General features: G+C 58.8%; 24 protein-coding genes and 1 pseudogene. 17 read left to right on the top strand and 8 right to left on the bottom strand.

Translation table 11 applies throughout. The annotated features are described in order from the left end of the window. The first annotated feature begins 54 nt into the window (after positions 1-54). Positions 55-909: a D-hexose-6-phosphate mutarotase gene (locus F2P67_RS07800; RefSeq protein ID WP_166219136.1), complete on the top strand. Its 855-nt coding sequence runs from the start codon at positions 55-57 to the stop codon at positions 907-909. A gap of 207 nt (positions 910-1,116) precedes the next feature. Here the strand turns inward: F2P67_RS07800 and F2P67_RS07795 are convergent, their stop codons facing one another. Next, entirely contained in the window at positions 1,117-1,977 is an 861-nt protein-coding gene (locus F2P67_RS07795; protein WP_171057240.1) for a MurR/RpiR family transcriptional regulator, read from the bottom strand. A gap of 226 nt (positions 1,978-2,203) precedes the next feature. Here F2P67_RS07795 and zwf point away from each other — a divergent pair, with 226 nt between their 5' ends. From zwf to F2P67_RS07775, 4 genes are all read left to right on the top strand, one after another. Beyond that, on the top strand, positions 2,204-3,670 hold the full coding sequence (gene zwf / locus F2P67_RS07790) for a glucose-6-phosphate dehydrogenase (RefSeq protein WP_166219134.1): 1,467 nt from the start codon (positions 2,204-2,206) through the stop codon (positions 3,668-3,670). After that, positions 3,657-4,370, top strand: a complete 714-nt coding sequence (pgl, locus tag F2P67_RS07785) for a 6-phosphogluconolactonase (RefSeq protein WP_166219132.1) — start codon at positions 3,657-3,659, stop codon at positions 4,368-4,370. The genes zwf and pgl overlap by 14 nt, the downstream gene beginning before the upstream one ends. A gap of 17 nt (positions 4,371-4,387) precedes the next feature. Continuing rightward, entirely contained in the window at positions 4,388-5,053 is a 666-nt protein-coding gene (locus tag F2P67_RS07780) for a bifunctional 4-hydroxy-2-oxoglutarate aldolase/2-dehydro-3-deoxy-phosphogluconate aldolase (RefSeq protein WP_016773539.1), read from the top strand. Positions 5,054-5,240: 187 nt separating this feature from the next. After that, positions 5,241-5,966, top strand: coding sequence for an intradiol ring-cleavage dioxygenase (locus F2P67_RS07775; protein WP_166219130.1), 726 nt, complete (start codon positions 5,241-5,243; stop codon positions 5,964-5,966). Positions 5,967-5,972: 6 nt separating this feature from the next. Here F2P67_RS07775 and F2P67_RS07770 read toward each other — a convergent pair whose 3' ends face one another. Both F2P67_RS07770 and F2P67_RS07765 read right to left on the bottom strand, forming a co-directional pair. After that, positions 5,973-7,154: an aminotransferase class V-fold PLP-dependent enzyme gene (locus F2P67_RS07770; protein ID WP_166219128.1), complete on the bottom strand. Its 1,182-nt coding sequence runs from the start codon at positions 7,152-7,154 to the stop codon at positions 5,973-5,975. 30 nt (positions 7,155-7,184) lie between these two features. Next, a complete protein-coding gene (locus tag F2P67_RS07765) occupies positions 7,185-7,421 on the bottom strand; it encodes a DUF3820 family protein (protein WP_003227425.1) in 237 nt (78 codons plus the stop codon). Positions 7,422-7,627: 206 nt separating this feature from the next. Between F2P67_RS07765 and F2P67_RS07760 the strand changes: the two genes are divergently transcribed. Then, a complete protein-coding gene (locus F2P67_RS07760; protein ID WP_166219126.1) occupies positions 7,628-8,095 on the top strand; it encodes a ferritin-like domain-containing protein in 468 nt (155 codons plus the stop codon). A gap of 66 nt (positions 8,096-8,161) precedes the next feature. Here the strand turns inward: F2P67_RS07760 and F2P67_RS07755 are convergent, their stop codons facing one another. After that, positions 8,162-8,632, bottom strand: a complete 471-nt coding sequence (locus F2P67_RS07755; RefSeq protein ID WP_093099066.1) for a MaoC family dehydratase — start codon at positions 8,630-8,632, stop codon at positions 8,162-8,164. Between the two features lie 42 nt (positions 8,633-8,674). After that, positions 8,675-9,619, bottom strand: a complete 945-nt coding sequence (locus F2P67_RS07750) for an alpha/beta hydrolase (RefSeq protein ID WP_166219125.1) — start codon at positions 9,617-9,619, stop codon at positions 8,675-8,677. Positions 9,620-9,857: 238 nt separating this feature from the next. Here F2P67_RS07750 and fadD2 point away from each other — a divergent pair, with 238 nt between their 5' ends. Beyond that, a complete protein-coding gene (gene fadD2 / locus F2P67_RS07745; RefSeq protein ID WP_166219123.1) occupies positions 9,858-11,546 on the top strand; it encodes a long-chain-fatty-acid--CoA ligase FadD2 in 1,689 nt (562 codons plus the stop codon). Positions 11,547-11,908: 362 nt separating this feature from the next. Beyond that, positions 11,909-13,606 carry a long-chain-fatty-acid--CoA ligase FadD1 gene (fadD1, locus tag F2P67_RS07740; RefSeq protein WP_166219121.1) on the top strand — a complete coding sequence of 566 codons (1,698 nt, stop codon included), beginning with the start codon at positions 11,909-11,911 and terminating at the stop codon, positions 13,604-13,606. 163 nt (positions 13,607-13,769) lie between these two features. Here fadD1 and F2P67_RS07735 read toward each other — a convergent pair whose 3' ends face one another. Continuing rightward, entirely contained in the window at positions 13,770-14,147 is a 378-nt protein-coding gene (locus F2P67_RS07735) for a hypothetical protein (RefSeq protein ID WP_007951149.1), read from the bottom strand. Between the two features lie 198 nt (positions 14,148-14,345). Between F2P67_RS07735 and F2P67_RS07730 the strand changes: the two genes are divergently transcribed. The 3 genes from F2P67_RS07730 (at position 14,346) to def (ending at position 16,193) form a co-directional block, all read left to right on the top strand. Continuing rightward, complete coding sequence (locus F2P67_RS07730; RefSeq protein ID WP_166219119.1) at positions 14,346-14,537, top strand: CsbD family protein; 192 nt, start codon at positions 14,346-14,348, stop codon at positions 14,535-14,537. Between the two features lie 163 nt (positions 14,538-14,700). Further along, on the top strand, positions 14,701-15,651 hold the full coding sequence (locus F2P67_RS07725) for a YihY/virulence factor BrkB family protein (RefSeq protein ID WP_166219117.1): 951 nt from the start codon (positions 14,701-14,703) through the stop codon (positions 15,649-15,651). Between the two features lie 2 nt (positions 15,652-15,653). Further along, positions 15,654-16,193: a peptide deformylase gene (gene def, locus F2P67_RS07720; RefSeq protein WP_166219115.1), complete on the top strand. Its 540-nt coding sequence runs from the start codon at positions 15,654-15,656 to the stop codon at positions 16,191-16,193. A gap of 122 nt (positions 16,194-16,315) precedes the next feature. Here def and F2P67_RS07715 read toward each other — a convergent pair whose 3' ends face one another. Further along, positions 16,316-16,732 (bottom strand): GNAT family N-acetyltransferase, encoded by a 417-nt coding sequence (locus F2P67_RS07715; protein WP_166219113.1) that lies wholly within the window; start codon positions 16,730-16,732, stop codon positions 16,316-16,318. Between the two features lie 325 nt (positions 16,733-17,057). Between F2P67_RS07715 and F2P67_RS07710 the strand changes: the two genes are divergently transcribed. From F2P67_RS07710 to F2P67_RS28045, 6 genes and pseudogenes are all read left to right on the top strand, one after another. Further along, complete coding sequence (locus tag F2P67_RS07710) at positions 17,058-17,999, top strand: fatty acid desaturase (protein ID WP_166219111.1); 942 nt, start codon at positions 17,058-17,060, stop codon at positions 17,997-17,999. A gap of 42 nt (positions 18,000-18,041) precedes the next feature. Beyond that, entirely contained in the window at positions 18,042-18,833 is a 792-nt protein-coding gene (locus F2P67_RS07705; protein ID WP_166219109.1) for a phosphate/phosphite/phosphonate ABC transporter substrate-binding protein, read from the top strand. A 114-nt stretch (positions 18,834-18,947) separates the two neighbouring features. Then, entirely contained in the window at positions 18,948-19,475 is a 528-nt protein-coding gene (locus tag F2P67_RS07700; protein WP_166219107.1) for a sigma-70 family RNA polymerase sigma factor, read from the top strand. Then, on the top strand, positions 19,472-20,485 hold the full coding sequence (locus tag F2P67_RS07695; protein WP_166219105.1) for an ABC transporter substrate-binding protein: 1,014 nt from the start codon (positions 19,472-19,474) through the stop codon (positions 20,483-20,485). The genes F2P67_RS07700 and F2P67_RS07695 overlap by 4 nt, the downstream gene beginning before the upstream one ends. A gap of 514 nt (positions 20,486-20,999) precedes the next feature. Next, a pseudogene (locus F2P67_RS28050) lies at positions 21,000-21,776 on the top strand (PAS domain-containing protein); the annotation flags it as partial. A gap of 3 nt (positions 21,777-21,779) precedes the next feature. Further along, positions 21,780-22,319 carry a methyl-accepting chemotaxis protein gene (locus F2P67_RS28045; protein WP_224787096.1) on the top strand — a complete coding sequence of 180 codons (540 nt, stop codon included), beginning with the start codon at positions 21,780-21,782 and terminating at the stop codon, positions 22,317-22,319. A gap of 136 nt (positions 22,320-22,455) precedes the next feature. Here the strand turns inward: F2P67_RS28045 and F2P67_RS07685 are convergent, their stop codons facing one another. Beyond that, positions 22,456-23,004 (bottom strand): hypothetical protein, encoded by a 549-nt coding sequence (locus F2P67_RS07685; protein WP_166219101.1) that lies wholly within the window; start codon positions 23,002-23,004, stop codon positions 22,456-22,458. Between the last annotated feature and the right edge of the window lie 92 nt (positions 23,005-23,096).

Here is a 23,096-nt window from a genome sequence, read left to right as displayed (position 1 = left end):
TTTTTTGGAAAGGGGCGTCGCAGCCCATGAAAGTTGAGTCTGGAACCGTGGCCCATGCATGAGCATCCGCTGCAACGCTTCTTCAAATCCCTGCGTGAACGACCGGTGTTCGCCTGGGAGCGCTATCAGATGCGCGACGTGTTGGTGATCGATCACCCGCTGTGTCAGGCGGTGTTCAGTCGTCAGGGCGCGCAGTTGCTGCACTTTCAGCCGCGTGGGCAAAAGCCGTGGTTGTGGTGTGCGGCGAAGTGGCCGCATGTCGGCGCCATTCGTGGCGGTGTGCCGGTGTGCTGGCCGTGGTATGGCCGCCATCCAAGCGAAAACGCGTGGCCGTCACACGGTTGGGCGCGTTTGCTCGACTGGAAACTGCTCGACAGCAGCAGCGCCGAGGATGGCGTGCGCCTGCACTGGCAATTGCAGTTGTGCGACTGGCAGGTCGATCTGCACGCGCACCTGGGTGAACGCATGGAGTTACGCCTGAGCACCGAACATCAGGATGACATGCCGTGCCAGATGAGCCAGGCTTTGCATGCTTACTGGCGTATTGGCGATGTCAGTGAGATAGCGCTGTCTGGCCTCGAAGGCGCGCAGGGTTACGACCAGTTGAACCGTGAGATTTGTCAGCAGGAAGGCGAGTTGCGGGTCGACGGTGGCTGTCAGCGAGTGTTTCAGCATGACGGTGAATTGCAGCTGAAAGATCACGCCTGGCAGCGCGAATTGTGCATCGATACCGGCGACAGCGCGGACACGGTGGTCTGGCATCCGGGCTCACGACCGTTGCTTGGCGTGACCTGGGATGAGATTTCGGAGTTTGTCTGTGTCGAAGCGGCGGCGGGCGGAACGGACAGTCTGCATCTGGCGCCGGGGGAGAAGGCGCACCTCAGTTTGCAGGCGTGGGCTGGGGCTTGAGTGTGTCAGTTCGACCGCTGCCCTCACCCTAACCCTCTCCCGGAGGGAGAGGGAACCGATTGGGGGATATTCAAGAGATTCACCGACTTGAACGAATGTCTTTGAATCCATAGTCGACCCAATCTTTCAGGTCGATGTATAGCGCAAGACACTTCGGTCAGTCCCCTCTCCCTCTGGGAGAGGGCTAGGGTGAGGGGCTTTTGATCTCTAGTTGAACTCATCGCCAACCGGATACCGGCTGGCATTCAAGCTCTCTTTGATCTTGCGCAGATGCGGCTGGAAATCCACCCCGCGACGCAGCGTCATCCCTGTCGCCAGCACGTCCAGCACCGTCAACTGAATGATCCGTGAAGTCATCGGCATATAGATGTCGGTGTCTTCTGGCAGCGGAATGTTCAGGCTCAGCGTACTGGCCTTGGCCAGCGGCGAATTTTCGGCGGTCAGGCCGAGCACCGAAGCGCCGTTCTCGCGAGCAATACGCGCCACCTCCACCAGTTCGCGGGTGCGGCCGGTGTAGGAAATGATCACGAACAGCTCGCCGGTGTGCGCCACCGAAGCAATCATCCGCTGCATCAGCACGTCGGCATGAGCGGTGACGGCGAGGTTGAAGCGGAAGAACTTGTGCTGCGCATCCAGCGCCACCGGTGCCGAAGCGCCGAGGCCGAAGAAGTGAATCTGCCGCGCCTGAATCAACAGATCGACGGCGCGGCTGATCAGGTTCGGATCGAGCGCCTGACAAGCGCTGTCCAGCGAGGCGATAGCACTGCCGAAAATCTTCTGCGTGTAGGCCTCGGGATTGTCGTCGGCCTCGACCGCACGGCTGACATACGCCGCGCCACTGGCCAGGCTCTGCGCCAGTTGCAGCTTGAGTTCGGGATAGCCGCTGACACCGAACGAACGGCAGAAGCGATTGACCGTCGGTTCGCTCACCGATGCCGCCTGGGCGAGGGCGGCGATGCTGAAGCGGGTGGCCTGCTGCGGGTTGAGCAGGATCACCTCGGCGACTTTGCGTTCGGCCTTGTTCAGGTCTTCAAGGCGACTCTGGATCTGTTCCAGTAAATTTCGCACGCGGTCCATATGGAATTCCTAATTCACCTGCGCAAAGGTGCGCCGGGCTATGCAAATTGGGCCTTTGATATGGCCCGTAACGGTGGCCTATCCTACTGATGGCTCCGACCGACCACCACTCGGAATCTGTATTTTGCGAAAATGTTGTGGTTATTACTACATTTTCCCTTGAGTGATGCCTTGAAAAAAGGTATTTGTAGCTTAACTTGATAAAAGAACAAACATCATGCCTTCGATTACGGTTGAACCGTGCACCTTTGCCTTGTTCGGCGCTCTTGGCGATCTGGCCCTGCGCAAGCTGTTTCCTGCCCTTTATCACCTCGATGGCGCCGACCTGTTGCACGAGAACACGCGCATCATCGCGTTGGCCCGTGAAGCGGGCACCGAGCAGCAGCACATGGCGTTCATCGCCGCCGAACTGCGCCGCTACGTCGGCAAGGAACTGGACGAAGCCGTCGCCGAGCGTTTTCTCGCACGCCTGACCTACCTGCACGTCGACTTCCTCAAGGCTGAAGATTACGTCGCGCTGGCTGAACTGGCCGGCAGCACGCAACGCATGATCGCCTATTTCGCTACACCGGCCGCGGTGTACGGCGCGATTTGCGAGAACCTGGCGAAAGTCGGTCTGGCAGAAAACACCCGCGTAGTCCTTGAGAAGCCGATTGGCTCCGACCTTGAATCGTCGCGCAAGGTCAACGACGCCGTGGCGCAGTTCTTCCCGGAGAACCGCACCTACCGCATCGACCATTACCTGGGCAAAGAAACCGTTCAGAACCTGATTGCCCTGCGTTTCGCCAACAGTCTGTTCGAAACCCAGTGGAACCAGAATTACATCTCCCATGTGGAAATCACCGTCGCCGAGAAGGTCGGTATCGAAGGCCGTTGGGGTTACTTCGACAAGGCCGGCCAACTGCGCGACATGATCCAGAACCACCTGTTGCAGCTGCTCTGCCTGATCGCCATGGACCCGCCGGCCGACCTCTCCGCCGACAGCATCCGCGACGAAAAGGTAAAAGTGCTCAAGGCGCTGGCACCGATCAGTCCGGAAGGCCTGACCACCCAAGTGGTGCGCGGCCAGTACATCGCCGGCCACAGCGAAGGCAAATCCGTACCGGGTTACCTCGAAGAACCGAATTCCAACACCCAGAGCGACACCGAAACCTTCGTTGCCCTGCGTGCCGATATCCGTAACTGGCGCTGGGCCGGCGTGCCGTTTTACCTGCGTACCGGCAAGCGCATGCCGCAAAAGCTGTCGCAGATCGTCATCCACTTCAAAGAACCGTCGCACTACATCTTCGCCCCTGAGCAGCGCCTGCAGATCAGCAACAAACTGATCATCCGCCTGCAACCGGACGAAGGTATTTCGCTGCGCGTGATGACCAAAGAGCAGGGCCTGGACAAAGGCATGCAACTGCGCAGCGGGCCGCTGCAACTGAATTTCTCCGACACCTGGCGTAGCGCGCGGATCCCCGATGCCTACGAGCGGTTGTTGCTGGAAGTGATGAACGGCAATCAGAACCTGTTTGTCCGTAAAGATGAAATCGAAGCCGCGTGGAAGTGGTGTGACCAGCTGATCGCCGGGTGGAAAAAATCCGGTGACGCGCCCAAGCCGTATGCGGCCGGGTCGTGGGGGCCGATGAGCTCCATTGCATTGATCACGCGGGACGGGAGGTCGTGGTATGGCGATATCTGATGTGAAGCTGCCTGCGGGCGTGACTGCCAATGAATTCAAGAGCCCGGTGCTGTTGGCCGAAGGGCTGGCGCTGAATGTTGCCAAGCAACTGAGTGAAGCCATTGCGGCACGCGGCAACGCGGTGCTGGTGGTATCCGGCGGTCGTAGCCCGGTGGCGTTTTTCCAGCATTTGGCCAAGCAGGAACTGGACTGGTCGAAGGTCGTCGTGACCCTCGCCGACGAGCGTTGGGTGCCGGTTGAACACGCCGACAGCAATGCCGGCCTGCTCAAGCAGTATCTGCTTAAAGGCCCGGCAGCCAAGGCGCAGTTCCTCAGCCTCTACAGCGCTGCGGCGAATGTCGAGCAGGCAGCGGAAAACGCCGATCGCTTGCTCGCCGAGTTGCCGCCGATTGACGTACTGGTGCTGGGCATGGGCGACGACGGTCATACCGCGTCGCTGTTCCCCGACAGCCCGAATCTGACTGAAGCGCTGCAAGCCGACGGCACCCGTCGTTGCTGGCCGATGCTCGCGCCGAGCGTGCCGCGTCAGCGCTTGACCATGAGTCGTGCGCTGTTGGCGTCGGCGAAGCACAAGATTCTGTCGATTTCCGGTCAGTCGAAACTGACCACCCTGAATGCCGCGCTGGCATCCGATGATGTCGCCGCCATGCCGGTTCGCGCGTTTCTGCAACCCACGTTAGAGATTTACTGGTGCCCATGAGCCAAGGAACAGCCGCTATGACAACCCCATCCCCGACCGTTTCCATGGCGGACAAAGTTGCCCTGATCGACAGCCTCTGCGCCAAGGCGCGGATCCTGCCGGTGATCACCATCGCCCGTGAACAGGACGTGTTGCCGCTGGCCGACGCCCTGGCCGCCGGTGGTCTGACCGCGCTGGAAGTGACCCTGCGTTCGCAGTTCGGCCTCAAGGCCATCCAGATCCTGCGCGAACAGCGTCCGGAACTGATGACCGGTGCCGGCACCGTGCTCGATCGCAACATGCTCGCGGCGGCCGAAGCGGCGGGTTCGCAATTCATCGTCACGCCGGGCATCACACGTGACCTGCTCGAAGCCAGCGTCGACAGCCCGATTCCGCTGTTGCCGGGCATCAGCAACGCCTCCGGCATCATGGAAGGCTATGGTCTGGGTTATCGTCGCTTCAAGTTGTTCCCGGCTGAAGTCAGCGGTGGCGTGGCCGCGATCAAAGCCCTCGGCGGCCCGTTCGGTGAAGTGAAATTCTGCCCGACCGGCGGCGTCGGCCCTGCCAACATCAAGAGCTACATGGCGCTGAAAAACGTCATGTGCGTGGGCGGTAGCTGGATGCTTGATCCTGAGTGGATCAAGAACGGCGACTGGGCCCGCATTCAGGAATGCACCGCCGAGGCATTGGCACTGCTGGACTGACGCTTTTGAGTCAGTTGCAACCTGACACTTCGTTGTGTGTTCTACGGCTTTACGGTGCGCTTGGTCGGTGCACCGTTTTTTTTTGCCCGGGAAAAAGTGGCGAATACATCCCGCGATACACAGTTACCGCACAAGCGATTTTCCCCGGCGCTAATCTGCGTACTTCTTACGGAAGAGAGTACGTGTCATGGATCGAGACTTCTCAGCCTCATCGCCACAACCGGTTTATCAATTGGCGCCGGAGCAAATCGCCGGGCCATATTTTCGCAATGCGAAACTGCTTAGACGCAATATCAGTGAGGGCGCCGAAGGCTTGCCGCTGTTGCTGCGCCTGACCATCGTCGACGCGATGACCGGGGAGCCGGTGAGCGGCGCGCTGGTGGACATCTGGCATTGCAATGCGCGCGGTGCATATTCGGGCTGGAGCCGGATCAATCCGGATCTCGAAGTCAGCGTCGAAGCCATCGGTTCGATACCGCGCACGGACGATGACACCTATCTGCGCGGCAGCCAGTTCTGCGATCACAAGGGCCGCGTGCGCTTCACGACCATCTACCCGGGCTTCTACGCCGGGCGCGCGCTGCACATTCATGTGGCGGTGCGCATTGTGTCCGGTCACGAATATCTCGAAGAGCGCAACGTCGCCTGGGTCGGGCAGCTGTATTTCCCCGAGGTGGTCTCGCGTTCGGTGCTCAACGCCAAGGCTTATCGCGGACGTGCCTCAACGGTGCTGAACAATGCCCAGGACAGTTTCTATGCCGGGCAGGGCGGCGAAAACTCGACGCTGACCGTATGGCCGGTGGGCCGTGACTCACACGAGGACGGTTTCTTCGGTCACCTGACAATCGGCATCGACACCTTTGCGGTGTCGTCGCAGATCAAACCCGAGGATTTCGACAAATACACGGTGTAAACGGGCTCAGCGCAATTCGTTGAGCGCGCGGGTGAGCAATTGCATTTCGGCGGCTGTAGTGGTCAGGCCGGGCGTGACGCGAATGCACGGCCCGCACGCGGCGCCGTTACGCACGACGGTGAACAGGTTGAAATCATTGAGCAGACGCTCGGCCATGGCCTGTTGATCGTCGTGCCGGGAGAAACGAAACGCGGTAATCCCGCAATACAGGCGCGGGTCGTCCGGGGTCAGCACTTCGATGCCCGGCAGATGCCGCACGGCGCTGACCCACAAGTTGCGCAAGTAATTGAGTCGCGCGCCTTTCGCCGCCGGTCCGCCGAGTGAGCGGTGTTCCTCGAATACCAGGGGCAAGGTCATCAATGCCGGAATGTTCGGTGTGCTGTACGAGGTACGCGCGCGAATGTCGTTGCCCGGGTAGTGCATTTCGCCCATGTCCGGGTCGATGTCGGACAGGCGTTGCGGAGCGATGTAGATAAAACCCAGGGTCAGTGGTGCTCCGATCCATTTGTGCAGGTTGTAACCGGCAAAGGCGATGCCCAGTTCTTCAAGGTCGAATTCGATCTGACCGAGGGCATGCGCGCCATCGAGGATGATGTCGATGCCATGCTCTTTGGCCAGCGCCGCAATGGCCTGAACCGGCATGACCAGCCCGGTACGGTGAGTGACATGGGTCAGGGCCATCAGCTTGAGTTTCGGATGGCGAATGAAGGTCTCGCGGTAAGTCTCAAGCAGGCTGTCGAAGCTCGTCGGGTGCGTATGAGCAATCTCGATCACCTCGACGCTGCGATGCCCTGCCAACCAGCGCATGGCGCCCTTGACCGTGTCGTATTCGAGGTCGCAGATCAGCACCTGATCGCCCGGTTGCAGGCGGTTGTAGTTGCGAATCAGCGATTGCAGACCTTCGGTGGCATTGCGGGTGAAGGCCACGCTCTGCGCGCGCACGCCGATCAGCTCGGCCAGTTGTGCGCGGATTTCGAGGTTGTCGTGCTGTTCGAATCGTTGGCGCACGTACACCGAATTGCTGGTATTGATCAGCTCGATGTGGCGTTGGTACTCCTCGATCACCGTGCGCGACATGCGCCCGAAGTAACCGTTCTCCAGGTTAACGGGGCCGGGTTGAACGTCGTAGCGGTCGGCGAACGTCTGCCAGAAGGCTTCGTCACGGGCGCGGCGGGTGTTATCGGGCATGGTCGGCTTGGCTCTTGGGAGTAGGGCGCTTCAGTGGCGCGGGGCGGGTTTGCCGTGTTTGGCGCGCAGCGGTTCGAGCAAGTCCGAGAGGCCGTTGTGGTCGATTTCCTGCATCAGCGCGAGCAAACCACCGAGTTCACCATGAGGAAAACCTTCACGGGCAAACCAGTTCAGGTAAGGCCCCGGCAGGTCGGCAATGATCCGGCCCTTGTATTTGCCGAAGGGCATTTCACGGGTGATCAGCAGTTCGAGTTTTTCGGGATTCATGCGGGTTCGTCTGGCTGCTAAAAATCAAACTGGAAAATACAGGCATTCTGCATGCAGGCCAAATGACAGATCATGCAAATAACCGTGATGCAGATAGTTCATTTAACTTTAAGTCATTGATAATTAACGAATTAATTCTTATCGGAAAGCTGGCACGCACACTGCAATATCCCTTGCATCTTCCACCGATCGCAAGGAATTGAAAAATGACCGACATGAATAAAGAAGCCATCTCTGTACTCAATGACCTGATTGAAACCTGCAAGGACGGTCAGGAAGGGTTCAAGACTTGCGCTGAAGACATCAAGCATCCTGAATTGAAAACCCTGTTTGTCACTCGCTCTGCCGACTGCGCCACCGCTGCTGCTGAATTGCAGGCTGCCGTGCGCTCGATGGGCGGCGATCCGGAAACCTCTACCAGCGTCAGCGGTGACCTGCACCGTCGCTGGGTCGACGTCAAAGCCATGTTCACCGGCAAAGACGAAGAGGCCGTACTCAACGAGGCCGAGCGCGGTGAAGACCACGCACTGAAGGCTTACCGTGAAGCCCTTGAAAAAATCACCAAGCACAACCTGGTGGGCATTCGTGACCTGGTTGAACGCCAATACCACGGCGTACAACGCAACCACGATCAGGTAAAAGCCCTGCGTAACCAGGCTCGTGCTCGTTCGTAAGCGTTAGTCGGGTACAAAAAACGCCAGCTAGTCTGGCGTTTTTTTATGTCTGCGATTCAGCGTGAATCAGCCAATGCTGATCGGCGGCAACGTCGGCAGCGTCACGGTCTGCTGTTTGCGCGGTGCGAGAATTTCCGCCTCGCCATCCACCACCAATTCATCACGCTGGTTGAACACGCGAGTGGCGATGCGTACGCGAAACTTCGGCAGCTTCTCGAGAATTTCCAGGCGCACGGTCAGGGTGTCGCCAATCTTTACCGGCTTCTGAAAGCTCATCTGCTGGCCGATATAAATGGTGCCCGGCCCAGGCAGCTCGCAGGCCACGGCTGCACTGATCAGCGCTCCGCTGAACATGCCGTGTGCGATGCGTTCCTTGAACATGCTGGCGGCGGCGAACTCGGCGTCCAGGTGCACCGGGTTGTGATCGCCGGACATCGCGGCGAACAGCTGAATGTCGCGCTCTTCGACGGTCTTGCTGTAGCTCGCGGTCTGGCCGACTTCGAGGGCTTCGTAAGGGATGTTGGTAACCTGGGTCATCGGTCTCGGTTCCTGTGACGGATTAAATGAATCCACAAAAATTTATTCGCTGCGGTGAGGGCGCGGATGGCTCAGGGCCTGGTCGATCCAAGCCAGCACATCGGCGATCACTTCGTCGCGATTGGTTTCGTTGAACAATTCGTGCCGCGCCTGCGGGTAGATTTTCAGCTGCAGGTTTTGGCTGCCGGCCGTGCGCAAGGCAGTGGCCAGATCAGTCAGACGCTTGCCTTCACTCACCGGATCACATTCGCCGCCGATCACCAGCAGCGGCAGGCCCGGGTCGATCTGCGCGAGATTGGACGCTTTGCTGATTTGCTGCAAGCCGCCGAGCAGGTCGATCCACAGTTGATTGGTGCAGCGAAAGCCGCACAGCGGGTCGTTGGCGTAGAGGTCGACTTCGCGCGGATCGCGGCTCAGCCAATCGAAGCGCGTGCGCACCGGTTTGAATTTTTTATTGAACGAGCCGAACGACAGCCATTCGATCAGCGCGCTGCGGCCCTTGCCGCCCTGGCGCAGTTTCTCCACGCGGGCGATCTGCCGCGCCGCCGCATAGAGCGACACCGGCTGAAAGTTCGAGCCACTGAGAATGGCCCCGTGCAGGCTGGCGCTGTGGTGCAGCAGATAGCCCTGGGCGAAGTAACTGCCCATGCTGTGGCCGAGCAGGATGATCGGTACGCCAGGATGCTGCTGGCCGATGTATTGATTGAGGCTGGCCAGGTCGCCCAGCACTTTGCACCAACCGTCATGGTCGGCGAAATGGCCAAGCGTGCCGTGATCGGCGGTTTTGCCATGTCCGCGCAAATCCGGCGCGTATACGCCATATCCTTTGTCGCAAAACGTGTCGGCCAATCGTGCGTAACGGCCACTGTGTTCCGCCATGCCGTGGGCCAGCAGAACCACCGCTTTCAACGGTGCGACCGGCAACCATTGATTGACGAAGAGGCGGCTGCGGTCACTCGCGTCAAGCCATAGGGTGTCGTGGATCATGGCGATTCCTTTGCTCAGAGTCGAAGCATTGTATAGCGCATCTGCTGCCCGACGTCCGATCAGCCCACGCCACGGCGGGAAGATTCACACGATCAATGACGGCTTTGCCCGTATTTGCCTGATTGGCCATAACTGCTAGTGTCCGTGAAGCTCCGCTTTTTGCTGTTTTCTTTTCACGGATTGAAAGAGAAATGACAGAAAGCGGCCCGGATCGGCTCAGGTAAAGAGGACAAGAACAATGCAACCTGATTTCTGGAATGACAAACGCCCGGCCGGCGTTCCGCTGAACATCGACATGGGGGAATTCAAGTCGGTGATCGAGGTGTTTGAGCGTTCCTGCAAAAAGTTCGCCGACCGCCCGGCGTTCAGCAACATGGGCGTGACCCTGACCTATGCCGAACTCGAACGCTACAGCGCAGCCTTCGCCGGTTACCTGCAAGCGCATACCGATCTGGTGCCGGGGGATCGCATTGCGGTGCAGATGCCCAACGTCCTGCATTACCCGATTGCGGTGTTCGGTGCCTTGCGCGCCGGGCTGATCGTGGTCAACACCAACCCGCTGTATACCGCGCGGGAAATGCGCCATCAGTTCAAGGATTCCGGTGCGCGCGCACTGGTGTACCTGAACATGTTCGGCCAGAAAGTCCAGGAAGTGCTGCCCGACACCGACATTCAGTACCTGATCGAAGCAAAGATGGGCGATCTGATGCCCACGGCCAAGGGCTGGCTGGTCAACACCATGGTCAGCAAGGTCAAGAAAATGGTCCCGGAGTATTCGCTGCCCCAGGCGATTTCCTTCAAGACGGCCCTGCGTATGGGACGCGGGCTGGGCATCAAGTCGCTGAAAGTCAGTCTGGATGACATCGCCGTCCTGCAATACACCGGCGGCACCACCGGCCTGGCCAAGGGCGCGATGCTCACCCACGGCAATCTGGTGGCGAACATGCAGCAAGTGCGCGCGTGTCTGGCGCAGTTGGGGCCGGATGGCCAGCCGCTGCTGCGGGAAGGGCAGGAAGTCATGGTCGCGCCGCTACCGCTGTACCACATCTATGCATTCACGGCGAATTGCATGTGCATGATGGTGTCCGGCAACCACAACGTGTTGATTACCAATCCACGGGACATTGGCGGCTTCATCAAGGAGCTGAAGAACTGGCGTTTTTCGGCATTGCTGGGGCTGAACACGCTGTTCGTTGCGCTAATGGAGCATCCTGATTTCAAAACCCTGGATTTCTCCAGTCTGAAACTCACCAACTCTGGTGGTACCGCGCTGGTCAAAGCCACCGCCGAACGCTGGGAGCAGATCACCGGTTGCCGCATCACCGAAGGCTACGGCCTGACCGAAACCTCACCCGTGGCTTGCACCAACCCGTATGGCGACCAGTCGCGTCTGGGCACGGTCGGCCTGCCGGTGCCGGGCACGCTGCTCAAAGTCATCAATGATGACGGGGTCGAGCAGCCGATGGGGGAGCGTGGCGAACTGTGCATCAAAGGCCCGCAGATCATGAAGGGCTACTGGAACAAGCCCGAAGCCACCGCCGAGGTGCTGGATGCCGAGGGCTGGTTCAAGTCCGGTGACATCGCCGTGATCGACCCGGACGGGTTTGTACGCATCGTTGATCGCAAAAAGGACATGATCATCGTCTCCGGTTTCAACGTGTACCCGAACGAGATCGAAGACGTGGTCATGGCCCACCCGAAAGTCGCCAACTGCGCGGTGATCGGTGTGCCGGACGAGCGCTCCGGGGAGGCGGTGAAGCTTTTTGTGGTGGCACGCGAGACCGGCGTGAGCCTTGAAGAGCTGAAGGCCTACTGCAAAGAGAATTTCACCGCGTACAAGGTGCCGAAACACATCGTGCTGCGTGAGTCGTTGCCGATGACGCCTGTCGGGAAAATTCTGCGGCGGGAGTTGCGCGATATTGCCTGATCGGTGAATGGCCGCGCGCTGCGCGGATCGCGGGCAAGCCACGCTGCCACAGGGTTGTCGCCGACTCTGTAGCAGCGGGCTTGCCCGCGATGCATTTCGGGATGCTGAAAGCCTTGTAGCGCGGGGCTTTCAAGGCTTTATAGGATTTTTGCTCTAAAATGACCGTTAGCAAGTCTTGAGTCATCAATGTGACTGTGTGGGCCGATTTTGGCTCTAGTCGACCCATTCCAAAGCTGCTACTCTCGGCGCGCTTTGTGACTTCTCGGCCTATCTAAAAGCCAGATTCACCAATACAAAACACACACCAATAATAATCGCATCAAATGCGGTGAAGAATTCGCGTTGCTGAGGAGTGGGCTTCCATGATCGAAGACTTTTGGAAGGATAAATACCCGGCTGGAATTGCTGCCGACATCAATCCAGACGAGTATCCGAACATTCAGGCAGTGTTGAAGCAATCCTGCCAACGCTTCGCCAACAAACCGGCTTTCAGCAACCTGGGCAAGACAATCACCTACGGTGAACTGTACGAATTGTCCGGTGCGTTTGCCGCGTATCTGCAACAGCATACCGACTTGCAGCCCGGTGATCGAATCGCCGTGCAATTGCCCAACGTTCTGCAGTACCCGGTGGCCGTCTTCGGTGCAATCCGTGCCGGGCTGATCGTGGTCAACACCAACCCGCTGTACACCGCGCGGGAAATGGAACACCAATTCAATGACTCCGGCGCCAAAGCCCTTGTTTGCCTGGCAAACATGGCGCACCTGGCCGAAGCCGTGGTGCCGAAAACCGGCGTCAAACACGTCATCGTCACCGAAGTTGCTGACCTGCTGCCACCGATCAAGCGCCTGCTGATCAACAGCGTCATCAAGTACGTGAAGAAAATGGTGCCGGCCTATCACCTGCCCAAAGCCGTCAAGTTCAATGACGTGCTGAGCAAGGGCCAGGGCCAGCCTGTGGCGGAAGCCAATCCGGACAGCGGTGATGTCGCCGTGCTGCAATACACCGGTGGCACCACCGGCGTGGCCAAGGGCGCGATGCTGACCCACCGCAACCTCGTCGCCAACATGCTGCAGTGCAAGGCGTTGATGGGCTCCAATCTCAATGAAGGTTGCGAGATCCTGATCACGCCGCTGCCGCTTTACCACATCTATGCGTTCACCTTTCATTGCATGGCGATGATGCTGATCGGCAACCACAACATCCTGATCAGCAACCCGCGCGACTTGCCGGCGATGGTCAAGGAACTGTCGAAGTGGAAGTTCAGCGGTTTCGTCGGTCTCAACACGCTGTTCGTGGCGCTGTGCAACAACGAAGGTTTCCGCAAGCTGGACTTCTCCGCGCTGAAAGTCACCCTGTCCGGCGGCATGGCCCTGCAACTGGCGGCCGCCGAGCGCTGGAAAGCCGTGACCGGTTGCCCGATCTGCGAAGGTTACGGCATGACCGAAACCAGTCCGGTCGCAACCGTGAACCCGATCCAGAACATCCAGATCGGCACCATCGGCATTCCCGTGCCGTCGACCCTGTGCAAAGTCATCGACGATGCCGGTGTCGAGCAGCCTTTGGGTGAAATCGGCGAACTGTGCGTCAAGGGCCCGCAAGTGATGAAAGGTTACTGGCAGCGCCAGGAAGCCACCGATGAAATGCTCGACAGCGAAGGCTGGCTGAAGACCGGTGACATCGCGCTGATCCAGCCGGACGGCTACATGCGCATTGTCGATCGCAAGAAAGACATGATTCTGGTCTCCGGTTTCAACGTCTACCCGAACGAACTGGAAGACGTGCTGGCGACCCTGCCGGGCGTGCTGCAGTGTGCGGCCATCGGCGTGCCGGACGAAAAGTCGGGTGAGGCAATCAAGATTTTCATCGTGGCCAAACCGGGCGTGACCTTGACCAAGGAAACCGTGATGGAGCACATGCGTGCCAACGTCACCGGCTACAAGGTGCCGCGCTCGGTAGAGTTCCGCGATGCGCTGCCGACCACCAACGTCGGCAAGATCCTGCGCCGCGAGTTGCGTGACGAAGAGCTGAAGAAGATCAAGGCCAAGTCCGCCGCCTGAAATTAAAAAGCCCCGCAGATGCGGGGCTTTTTGTTGCTGGATTGATCGTTCCCACGCTCTGCGTGGTAACGCATCCCGGGACGCTCTGCGTCCCTGCAGAGCTGGACGCGGAGCGTCCGGGGCGGCATTCCCACGCGGAGCGTGGGAACGATCAATCGTGCGATTACTGGCGGAACGGCGCGAAATTCACGTTGGTGCCCGCCGGACGCATGTCCTGCAAATACGAATCCTTGTCAGCACTCAATTCCAGGCTCAACGCCGCTTTGCGCTTGCCTTCATTGCGAATCACCAGACCTTCGAGCTTTTCACGCAAGAACACCGTCGGCACTTTCAGGTGTAGCAGTTCGTCGGTCGCCGGCGTGTGCATCAGCAGGTGAATCCACTCGTACTGACCAATGGCCAGGCGCGACACCGGCAAGTCGAACCACCAGATGTTGCGGTTGCGGTTCAGTTCGGCGAAGTGGCAGTTGTTGGTGCCGAGCACAGCGCCGCCCAGTTCCTGGTTTCTACGGGCAATGGCCTGCTTTTTATCGAGTTTCATAACATTCCTGCGGGATCGGTTCTCGGGCGTGTGGCGCCCATATGCAGCGCATTCTCAAGGCAACGCCGATAAACATAAAGCCCAACCTGTTCAGAGCGACGAAAAGAAGCACTGAAAATAAATGAAACTCCCCGCAAACCCGGCCGGTCAATCATTACGTACTGACTTTTCCCCCTAATTGCACCAAGGAGAAACACCATGAGTAGCACAGGCGATAAAGTAAAAGGCATGGCCAACGAAGCAGTCGGCAACATCAAGCAAGGCGTCGGTAAAGCCACCGACAACACCAAGCTGCAAGCCGAAGGCAAGGTTCAAGAGAAAAAAGGCGAAGCCCAGCAAGCGGTTGGCAAAGCCAAAGACGCAGTGAAGAAAACCGTCGACAAGGCGTAATTCAGCCTTGAACGAAACACATGAACGGCCATCCAAGGATGGCCGTTTTTGTGTCGAAAGCCCGCGCAGACCCCCAAGAGTCGCCAAGTAGGCTAACGTGATGTAAAAAACGGCCCCTGAGTCGCCACGACTTCAACCTGTAAAGCGGCGAAAGGAGACGCGAATGATTTTTCCGGACATGAAAGGTCTGCCCCTGCACCGGGTGATGGTGCGCACGGTCACTGAATTCGTCGACGACGAGATGTCGACTTACGCTTCGGCACTGGCCTACCAGATGCTGTTCTCGCTGTTCCCGTTCATTCTGTTTCTGATTGCCCTGATCGGTTTCCTGCACCTGCCGGATTTCTTCTCCTGGCTGCGCCTGCAGTCGGAACTGGTTCTGCCGCCGCAAGCGCTGGAGCAGGTCAACCCGGTGATCGATCAGTTGCAGCAGTCCAAGGGCGGTTTGCTCTCGGTCGGTATCGTCGTCGCTCTGTACACCGCGTCAGCGGGTGTGCGCCTGATGATGAGCGCGATGAACGCCGCTTACGATGTGGTCGAAGGCCGGCCGATCTGGAAGCGTTTTCCGCTGTCGATTTTCTACACCGTCGGCATTGCCGGCATGCTACTGGTGGCGGCGGCGCTGATGGTGCTCGGGCCGCAAGTGATGGGCTGGATCGCTGCGCAGGTCGGCCTGGAAGACTTCATCGTCACCGTCTGGACCATCGCGCGCTGGCCGGTGATCGTGATTCTGATGATGGTCGCCGTGGCGCTGATCTATTACGTGATGCCCGACGTCAAACAGGAATTCCGCTTCATCACCCCAGGTTCAGTGCTGGCCGTGGTGGTGTGGATCATCGCCTCGTTGGGGTTCGCGTTTTATGTGAAAACCTTCGCCAACTACAACGCGATGTATGGCAGCATCGGCGCGATCATCGTGCTGTTGTTGTATTTTTATATTTCCGCCGCGGTGTTGCTGCTCGGCGCGGAAATGAATGCGGTGATCGAGCACATGTCCAGCGAGGGCAAGGATCCGGGCGAGAAGGTCCCCGGCGAACTCGACGAACATCCCAAACAACACGTCTCGGGCCTGGGCCGCGATCATTCGCTCAAGCCGGACACTGACGAAGTCTGATCATGATTCGTGAAGTTCTGAAAATGGGCGACGAACGCCTGCTGCGCATTGCCCCGCCAGTACCGGCAGAAATGTTCGACAGCCCTGAGCTGTGGCAACTGATCGACGACATGTTCCAGACCATGGAAAGTGTCGGCGGTGTAGGTCTCGCGGCGCCGCAGATCGGAGTCGATCTGCAACTGGTGATCTTCGGCTTCGAGCACAGCGAACGTTACCCGGACGCCGAAGCGGTGCCGCAGACGATTCTGATCAATCCGTTGATCACGCCGTTGAGTCCGCTCATGGAAGAGGGCTTCGAGGGTTGCCTGTCGGTGCCGGGCTTACGCGGTGAAGTGGAGCGTTATCAGCAGATTCGCTACGAAGGGTTCGACCCGAAAGGCGAGCCGATTGTGCGCGTGGCGTCAGGCTTTCACGCACGGGTGGTGCAGCACGAGTGCGATCACCTGATCGGCCGACTGTACCCGTCGCGGATTACCGATTTCAGCAAGTTCGGCTTCACTGAAGTGATGTTTCCCGACCTTGATCCCGCTGCCGACGACTGAGCCAAGTTCATCACATATCCCCTGTGGGAGCGGGCTTGCTCGCGAAAGCGGTGTGTCAGTCACTGATTGGATGACTGATAAATCGCATTCGCGAGCAAGCCTGCTCCCACATTGGTTTTGCATCAATTCGAAGCATTCAGTCCCATGGCAATCATCGGCTTGCTCCGCGCATAACGGCTCAACCGCTCGGCCATAGCCTGGGGCAGGGCGGGGTCGAAACTGAACCCTCGGCGTTCATAAAAACCGCGCAAGTCCGGATGGCAGAACAGCCAGACCGGCTCCGTCACGTCCTGCACTGCCGCACTGATCAGAGTCGCAGCGATCCCCTGTTCACGACACGCCGGGTCAACAAACAACCCGGTCAACCAGTGTCCACCCGCCACTGGCCGCAGGCACAGCGCCGCGACAATATCGCCGCGCCGCGCCACCCACAATTGCGCATCGCGCACGGCTTTCATCGAGGATTGGTGGCTGCGGTAAAACTTGTTCATCAACGGCCAGAGTGACTCGTCGAGCAGGCTGTAGCGGGTGTCGGGCATGGGATCGGACTGTCGGTGGGTGTGGCGGCGATTATAAAAGAACGCGCGCCTCGGGATAGGTGTATACCTGACCTCACATCCCCTGTGAGTGGAGTACACATCATGTCCAAAGGTTTGAATTCAAAGAAAGCCGACAAGAAAAAACCGGCCAAGACTGCCATTGAAAAACGCGCCGAGAAGAAAGCCAAGAAAGTCGATATTTTCGGCCATTGATCGCACCCTTCAGGAGCCCGGTTCTCGGGCTCCTGCCTGAACCCGAAAATAATCTGCAAGCTTTCGCAGCGTCGTTGCACAGAAGGGGAAGACTCCTGCTTCGAGCAACGCCATGCCCCATTACTTCGATGCCGCCCACCGCCTGCAAATCGAAACCCTGCGTCAACGCTTCACCGCCCGTAGCGAATGGCCGACCTGGCTGTTGCTGATCGGCGTGTATGGCGGCTGGTTCGCCATCGTCCTCAATAGCCATTGGCTGGGGCGCGGCTGGAGCACGGCGCTGCTGATTCCGCTGCTGGTGCTGTGGCTGTCGGTGCAGCACGAATTGCTCCACGGGCATCCGACCCGTTGGATTCGCTTCAACAAAATCCTCGGCTATGCGCCGTTTGCCGTTTGGTATCCGTACACGCTGTATCGCGACAGCCATTTGCTGCATCACCGCGATGAGGATTTGACGGTGCCGGGTGTCGATCCGGAAAGTCGTTACCTGACGGCGGCACGTTGGCAGGGCAGTTCGTTATTCGAGCGCGGTCTGCACTGGCTGAACAAAACCGTCCTCGGCCGGTTCATCCTTGGCGCGCCGCTGGCCCTGCTGACGCTGGCGGGTGAAGAACTGCAGCGCCTGAAAAACGCTGAATGCCAGGCCTGGCTGATGTGGCTCACCCATGGCACGTTCACGTTCTTGATGCTGTGGTTTATCGAGCGCTACAGCGCAGTGCCGGTGTGGCATTACCTGCTGCTGATCAGTGTGCCAGCGCTGTCGATTGCGATGATTCGCTCCTACTACGAGCATCGTCCGCATGCGCATCCCGAGCAACGCACGGTGCTCAACGAGGCCGGTTGGCCGTGGCGCTGGTTGTTCCTCAATCTGAATTTTCATCTGGTGCATCACGACTTGCCGGGGCTGGCGTGGTACGACTTGCCCAGGGTTTACCGCATGCATCGCGAGCAGTGGGTGGCGCGCAGCGGGGGTTTTCTGGTGCAGGGCTACGGGCAGTTGTGGCGGCGGCATGGGTTCAAGCCGATCGACAGCCCTCAGCATCCGTTTCACTGACTTGCCCCCACATTGGAAATTTGTTGTCCGGGAAGAATGCGTATGAGCCAACACCAAATCGAACTGCTGATGTACACCGCGCCCGAGCGGATTCGTGCGGCCAACGAACGCTGGATTTCGCGCATTCTGGAAAACCTCGACGTCACTCGACTGTGCGCGGAAAAACTGTCGTTGCCTGAGCTGTGGCTTTCACCGGATCTGTTGCTGACGCAGACCTGCGGTTATCCACTGATGACGGCTCTGCGCGGCAAGGTTCGAATCATCGGTCGCCCCCGTTACGAGTTCTCCGACGCCAGCGCCGGCAGTCATTGCAGCCTGATCCTCTGCCGCGCCGATGATCCACGCAAAACCCTGGTGGACTTTCGCAACAGTCGCGGCGTGATCAACAGCGAGGATTCCAACAGCGGCATGAACCTGTTGCGTCAACGACTGGCTCCGTTGCAGCAAGGCGGCCGGTTTTTCGCCTCGGTCGGTATCAGCGGCGGACACCGCGAGAGCCTGCGCTGGTTGCGCGAAGGTCGCGCCGATCTCGCCGCCGTCGACAGCGTGACCTACGCCTACCTCGCGCAGCATGCGCCCAAGGAGATCAGCGGATTACGCACGGTGGTGCGCAGTGCCTTCAGCCCGACCTTGCCTTTTATCACGGTGGCCAGCGCCAGTGACGCGCAGATCGAACAGTTACGTGAAGTGATGAATCGATCCCTGGCCGAACTGACCGATGTCGCGCAAACCCTTGGATTAGCCGAGGTGTTGCCGGCCAGCGAAAGCGATTATCAGGTCTTGCTCGACTACCAGCGGGAGGCCGAAGCGCTGGGTTACGGACGTCTTCGGTAATCTCTAAATAGAATATAAAAATTCTTTTTAAGTATTTTTAACGAATAAGGCGCCTTGCTACGATCGCGCCACCGGAACACCGGACATTCAGCGACCCTTTACCAAGGAGCCCCTATGTCCGGCACCGAACCGTCCCACCGCGACAACCTCGACACCCTGTTCCGCGCCCACTATCAATGGCTTTGCAGCTACCTGCGCCGGCATCTGCATGACGCCGCCAGTGTTGAAGACATTGCCGCCGAAACCTTCACGCAACTGCTCGAAGCGCCGGCACTCACGGCGATTCGCGAACCTCGCGCATTGCTCACCACCGTTGCCCAACGCCTGCTTTATCGACGCTGGCGCCGCGCCGATCTGGAGCGCCGTTACCAGCAGCAGATCAATGTGGACACCGTCGCATCGCCGGAAGAACTCGCGCAACTGGCGCAAACCCTCAAGCGCCTTGATCACAGCCTGCAGCGTCTGCCGGGCAAGGTTCGCTTGACCTTTCTGCTGGCGCGTATCGATGGCCTGACTTACCCGCAAATCGCCGCCGAACTGGGCATTTCCCAGCGCTCGGTCAGCGTTTACATGACCCGTTCCCAAGCGCTGTGCGATCGCCACAGCGCCAACCAATTCCTACAAGACAAGAGGTCTGCATGAGATCGATCAAAAGCCTGCTCGGCGGTTCGTTGCTGGCACTGAGCCTGAGTGTCTGCGCTGTTTCTGCGGCGGAGAAAACTACGCCGATTCACTTTGGCGACATCACCTGGGAAAGCGGCAGCTTCATCACCGAAGTGCTGCGCCTGATCGTTGAAAAGGGCTACGGACTCCCGACTGACACGCTGCCGGGCAGCACCGTCAGCCTCGAAGCGGCGCTGGCGAAAAACGATATTCAGGTGATCGGTGAAGAGTGGGCCGGGCGCAGTCCGGCATGGGTCAAGGCGGCCGCCGAGGGCAAGGTGTTTGGCCTCGGCGACACGGTCAAAGGCGCGACCGAAGGCTGGTGGGTGCCGGAATACGTGATCAAGGGCGATCCCGAGCGCGGCATCAAGCCATTGGCGCCGGAGTTGAAATCGGTAGCCGATCTGCCGCGCTACAAAGACGTGTTCCGCGACCCGGAAGACCCGAGCCGTGGGCGTTTCCTCAACAGCCCGACCGGCTGGACTTCGGAAATCGTCAACAGCCAGAAGCTCAAGGCCTATGCGCTGAACGACAGCTTCGTCAACTTCCGCACCGGCTCCGGTGCAGCGCTGGATGCCGAGGTGGCGTCGTCGATAAAACGCGGCAAACCGGTGCTGTTTTACTACTGGTCGCCGACCCCGCTGTTGGGTCGTTTCAAACTGGTGAAGCTCGATGAGCCGCCGTTCGACGCCGAAGCCTGGAAAACCCTGGCCGACGCGAACAACCCGAATCCGAAAGGCTCGCGCTCGATGCCGGCCAGCCTGGCAATTGGCGTGTCGGCACCGTTCAAGGCGCAGTACCCGCAGTTGGTGGCGTTTTTTGAAAAGGTCGATTTGCCGATTGATCTGCTGAACCAGACGCTGGCCGGAATGAGTGAAAAACGCCAGCAACCGCGGGCGGTGGCCGAAGCGTTTTTGCGTGATCAGCCGCAGGTCTGGACACCGTGGGTGCCGGCAGAGGTGGCAAGCAAGGTGAGTGAGAGTCTGTAAGTCTTTTTTGATGCTTTTTCAGTGCTTGCATTGACGCCATCGCGGGCAAGCCACANNTGTGGCTTGCCCGCGATGGCTTTCGCCCGGTGAAAACTCCCCGCGCTGAACCGTTTCTTGTGCAAAAAGTGCCAGATACTGGCCGACTAGTGGCCTTGCGCAAGGCTTTGCGCTGTCTATGCTCACCTGTAACTAACTATGTCGATAGCCATCGGTTAGCCGTGACTTCAACGCTGCCAGAGTGCGCAATCAAAGGCACCGGACACTGAACCAACAAGGAGCATTTTTTAAATGGAAGTTCTTCAACGCGTTAGGGCTGGCCCCTCAGTGGGCTATCAAGAGAAGGATGTCTTGATTAGAGCGTCGCAACCGGGACGCTCCGATTGACCATCATTTATCACCTGACAACTTCCTCCCGTGGAGGAATGCGTGTGCCTGTTCCATGGAACGTAGTGGTGGATTCTGAAAGACCTGAACTTTCATCAAATCAAAAGACCGCGCGGAAGGTGATAGAGACATGTTCAACCTACATCACAAGGCTGACCTGCAGGAAATCGAACGCTTCAGTTGTGCCCTGACCGAAGCCAACGCCAGACTGGCGGCGATCAGCCGCTCGATGGCAATGATCGAATTCAGCCCCGACGGGGTGGTTCTCGACGCCAATGAAAACTTCTGCAAGACCATGGGCTACAGCGCGGACGAGGTACGGGGCAAACATCACCGGATCTTTTGTGAAGAAGCGTTTTACCGCAGCGAAGAGTACGCCAAATTATGGCGCGACCTGGCGCGGGGCGAGCCGATCAGCGGAACGTTTCTACGCCTGAACAAGAGCGGCAAGGAAGTCTGGCTCGAAGCCAGTTACATGCCGGTTTATGGGCCGGACAAACAAGTCAGAAGTGTGATCAAAGTGGCCGCCGACATCACCGCGCGGATCAATAAAGAGCATGAAGAGGAAAGCATGCTGGCGGCCATCGGTCGCTCGATGGCGGTGATCGAGTTCACCCCGGAAGGCAATGTGATCAGCGCCAACGACAACTTTCTGCGCACCATGCAGTATTCGCTCAATGAAGTCGTCGGCCATCACCACAGCCTGTTTTGCCACCGCGCCGAAGCCGAATCTGCGCAATACAAGGCCTTCTGGGCATCGCTCAATCGCGGCGAATATCACTCGCACCGCTTCGAGCGCAAGAACAAGTCCGGGCAAATGGTTTACCTCGAAGCGTCCTACAACCCGCTGTTCGACGCCAAGGGCCGCTTGTATAAAGTGGTGAAATTCGCCAGCGACATCACCCACCAAATGACCACGCTGCAGAACGCTGCGGAATCGGCCCACAGCACTTCGGTACAAAACGACGCCTGCGCGCAAAAAGGCTCACAGGTCGTGCAGCAAACGGTGCAGATCATTCAGGACATTTCCCGCGACCTCAACGAAGCGGCGGTCAGCATCGACGCGGTCAGCAAGCAGTCAGACATCATCGGCACCATCGTCCAGACCATTCGCGGCATCGCCGATCAGACCAACCTGCTGGCGCTCAACGCCGCCATCGAAGCGGCGCGTGCCGGTGAACACGGACGCGGGTTTGCGGTGGTCGCGGACGAGGTACGCAGCCTCGCGGCACGCACCAGTCAGGCCACGCTGGAAATTGTCGAAGTGGTGCGCAAGAACCATGACCTGTCGCTGAGCGCGGTGTCGAGCATGCAGTCGAGCCTGAGCCGTACCGGCCTTGGGGTTGAGCTGGCGAATGAGGCGGGGGAGGTGATTCTGGAGATCCAGCAGGGCTCGCGGCATGTGGTGGATGCGATCAGTCAGTTCAATGAGACGTTGCAGCTGAACTGACCCTCAGGATCACTGATAAACCTGTGGGAGCGGGCTTGCTCGCGAAGGCGTCGTGTCAGCCAACATCACTGTTGACGGATTCAAAGCATTCGCGAGCAAGCCCGCTCCCACAAAGGCGTTTCATGCGAGCTTGAGATCAAAGTGCTGCGAGAAACTTGTCCGCCAGCTTGTCGCTGTCCTTGACGTCGTTGACGTTCTCTTTCTCCGATTGCGCCAGTTGCATCTTGTCCTGCAAGCGCTGGGCGATCTCTTTGGCCACGGCCAGTTGTTTCTCCGGCGGCATGTTGGCGATGTCTTCCTCGGTAATGCCCAGGTCCTTAAGGATACTGTCGCGCAAACGCTGTTCCGGCGTTTTGCTCATGTAGTCCTTGAACTCGTCGGTGGCGCTTTTCGCGACGTTGGTGGCATCGGTCGATTGCAGATTGACGCGGGTCTTGGCAAACGCCTCGTCGACGTTATCGCTGATGCGCGTGGCTTCGCTGACCTGCTGGGTGGCGATCTGCGTGGCCGAGGCTTGCACCTTGGCGGTGACTTCGCTGCTTTGCGTCTGCACCTGGTTTTGTAGGGTTTGCAGCATCGCACCGTGCAGGCCGCCCTGCAAACCGGCGGCCGCCGTGGCGGTCGCGTCTTCGGCTAGCCGCTTGGGCAGCGGCAGCACTTCCAGTTGTTTGGCACTGACCAACATGATGATTGACCTGTAGGTAATGACTGACCGTCGTACCGGAGCAATTACCATGCCTGATAAATAAGCCCTTAAATTTCAATAAGTTGATTGGC

It is taken from the genome of Pseudomonas atagonensis (assembly GCF_011369485.1).
GTDB lineage: Bacteria > Pseudomonadota > Gammaproteobacteria > Pseudomonadales > Pseudomonadaceae > Aquipseudomonas > Aquipseudomonas atagonensis.
The sequence above is the reverse complement of the archived record's forward strand: the minus strand, read 5'-3'. Positions and strand labels throughout refer to the sequence as shown.

What these genes read in the sequence shown, in the direction of transcription:
- fadD2 (WP_166219123.1), top strand. Translation starts at nt 9,858, where the DNA reads ATGCAACCTGATTTCTGGAATGACAAACGCCCGGCCGGCGTTCCGCTG.
- def (WP_166219115.1), top strand. Translation starts at nt 15,654, where the DNA reads ATGATTCGTGAAGTTCTGAAAATGGGCGACGAACGCCTGCTGCGCATT.
- F2P67_RS07750 (WP_166219125.1), bottom strand. Translation starts at nt 9,619, where the DNA reads ATGATCCACGACACCCTATGGCTTGACGCGAGTGACCGCAGCCGCCTC.
- F2P67_RS07770 (WP_166219128.1), bottom strand. Translation starts at nt 7,154, where the DNA reads ATGCCCGATAACACCCGCCGCGCCCGTGACGAAGCCTTCTGGCAGACG.
- F2P67_RS07725 (WP_166219117.1), top strand. Translation starts at nt 14,701, where the DNA reads ATGATTTTTCCGGACATGAAAGGTCTGCCCCTGCACCGGGTGATGGTG.
- F2P67_RS07685 (WP_166219101.1), bottom strand. Translation starts at nt 23,004, where the DNA reads ATGTTGGTCAGTGCCAAACAACTGGAAGTGCTGCCGCTGCCCAAGCGG.
- F2P67_RS07705 (WP_166219109.1), top strand. Translation starts at nt 18,042, where the DNA reads ATGAGCCAACACCAAATCGAACTGCTGATGTACACCGCGCCCGAGCGG.
- F2P67_RS07715 (WP_166219113.1), bottom strand. Translation starts at nt 16,732, where the DNA reads ATGCCCGACACCCGCTACAGCCTGCTCGACGAGTCACTCTGGCCGTTG.
- F2P67_RS07730 (WP_166219119.1), top strand. Translation starts at nt 14,346, where the DNA reads ATGAGTAGCACAGGCGATAAAGTAAAAGGCATGGCCAACGAAGCAGTC.
- F2P67_RS07775 (WP_166219130.1), top strand. Translation starts at nt 5,241, where the DNA reads ATGGATCGAGACTTCTCAGCCTCATCGCCACAACCGGTTTATCAATTG.
- fadD1 (WP_166219121.1), top strand. Translation starts at nt 11,909, where the DNA reads ATGATCGAAGACTTTTGGAAGGATAAATACCCGGCTGGAATTGCTGCC.
- F2P67_RS07780 (WP_016773539.1), top strand. Translation starts at nt 4,388, where the DNA reads ATGACAACCCCATCCCCGACCGTTTCCATGGCGGACAAAGTTGCCCTG.
- F2P67_RS07695 (WP_166219105.1), top strand. Translation starts at nt 19,472, where the DNA reads ATGAGATCGATCAAAAGCCTGCTCGGCGGTTCGTTGCTGGCACTGAGC.
- F2P67_RS07800 (WP_166219136.1), top strand. Translation starts at nt 55, where the DNA reads ATGCATGAGCATCCGCTGCAACGCTTCTTCAAATCCCTGCGTGAACGA.
- F2P67_RS28045 (WP_224787096.1), top strand. Translation starts at nt 21,780, where the DNA reads ATGACCACGCTGCAGAACGCTGCGGAATCGGCCCACAGCACTTCGGTA.
- F2P67_RS07765 (WP_003227425.1), bottom strand. Translation starts at nt 7,421, where the DNA reads ATGAATCCCGAAAAACTCGAACTGCTGATCACCCGTGAAATGCCCTTC.
- F2P67_RS07710 (WP_166219111.1), top strand. Translation starts at nt 17,058, where the DNA reads ATGCCCCATTACTTCGATGCCGCCCACCGCCTGCAAATCGAAACCCTG.
- F2P67_RS07760 (WP_166219126.1), top strand. Translation starts at nt 7,628, where the DNA reads ATGACCGACATGAATAAAGAAGCCATCTCTGTACTCAATGACCTGATT.
- pgl (WP_166219132.1), top strand. Translation starts at nt 3,657, where the DNA reads ATGGCGATATCTGATGTGAAGCTGCCTGCGGGCGTGACTGCCAATGAA.
- F2P67_RS07735 (WP_007951149.1), bottom strand. Translation starts at nt 14,147, where the DNA reads ATGAAACTCGATAAAAAGCAGGCCATTGCCCGTAGAAACCAGGAACTG.
- F2P67_RS07700 (WP_166219107.1), top strand. Translation starts at nt 18,948, where the DNA reads ATGTCCGGCACCGAACCGTCCCACCGCGACAACCTCGACACCCTGTTC.
- F2P67_RS07755 (WP_093099066.1), bottom strand. Translation starts at nt 8,632, where the DNA reads ATGACCCAGGTTACCAACATCCCTTACGAAGCCCTCGAAGTCGGCCAG.
- zwf (WP_166219134.1), top strand. Translation starts at nt 2,204, where the DNA reads ATGCCTTCGATTACGGTTGAACCGTGCACCTTTGCCTTGTTCGGCGCT.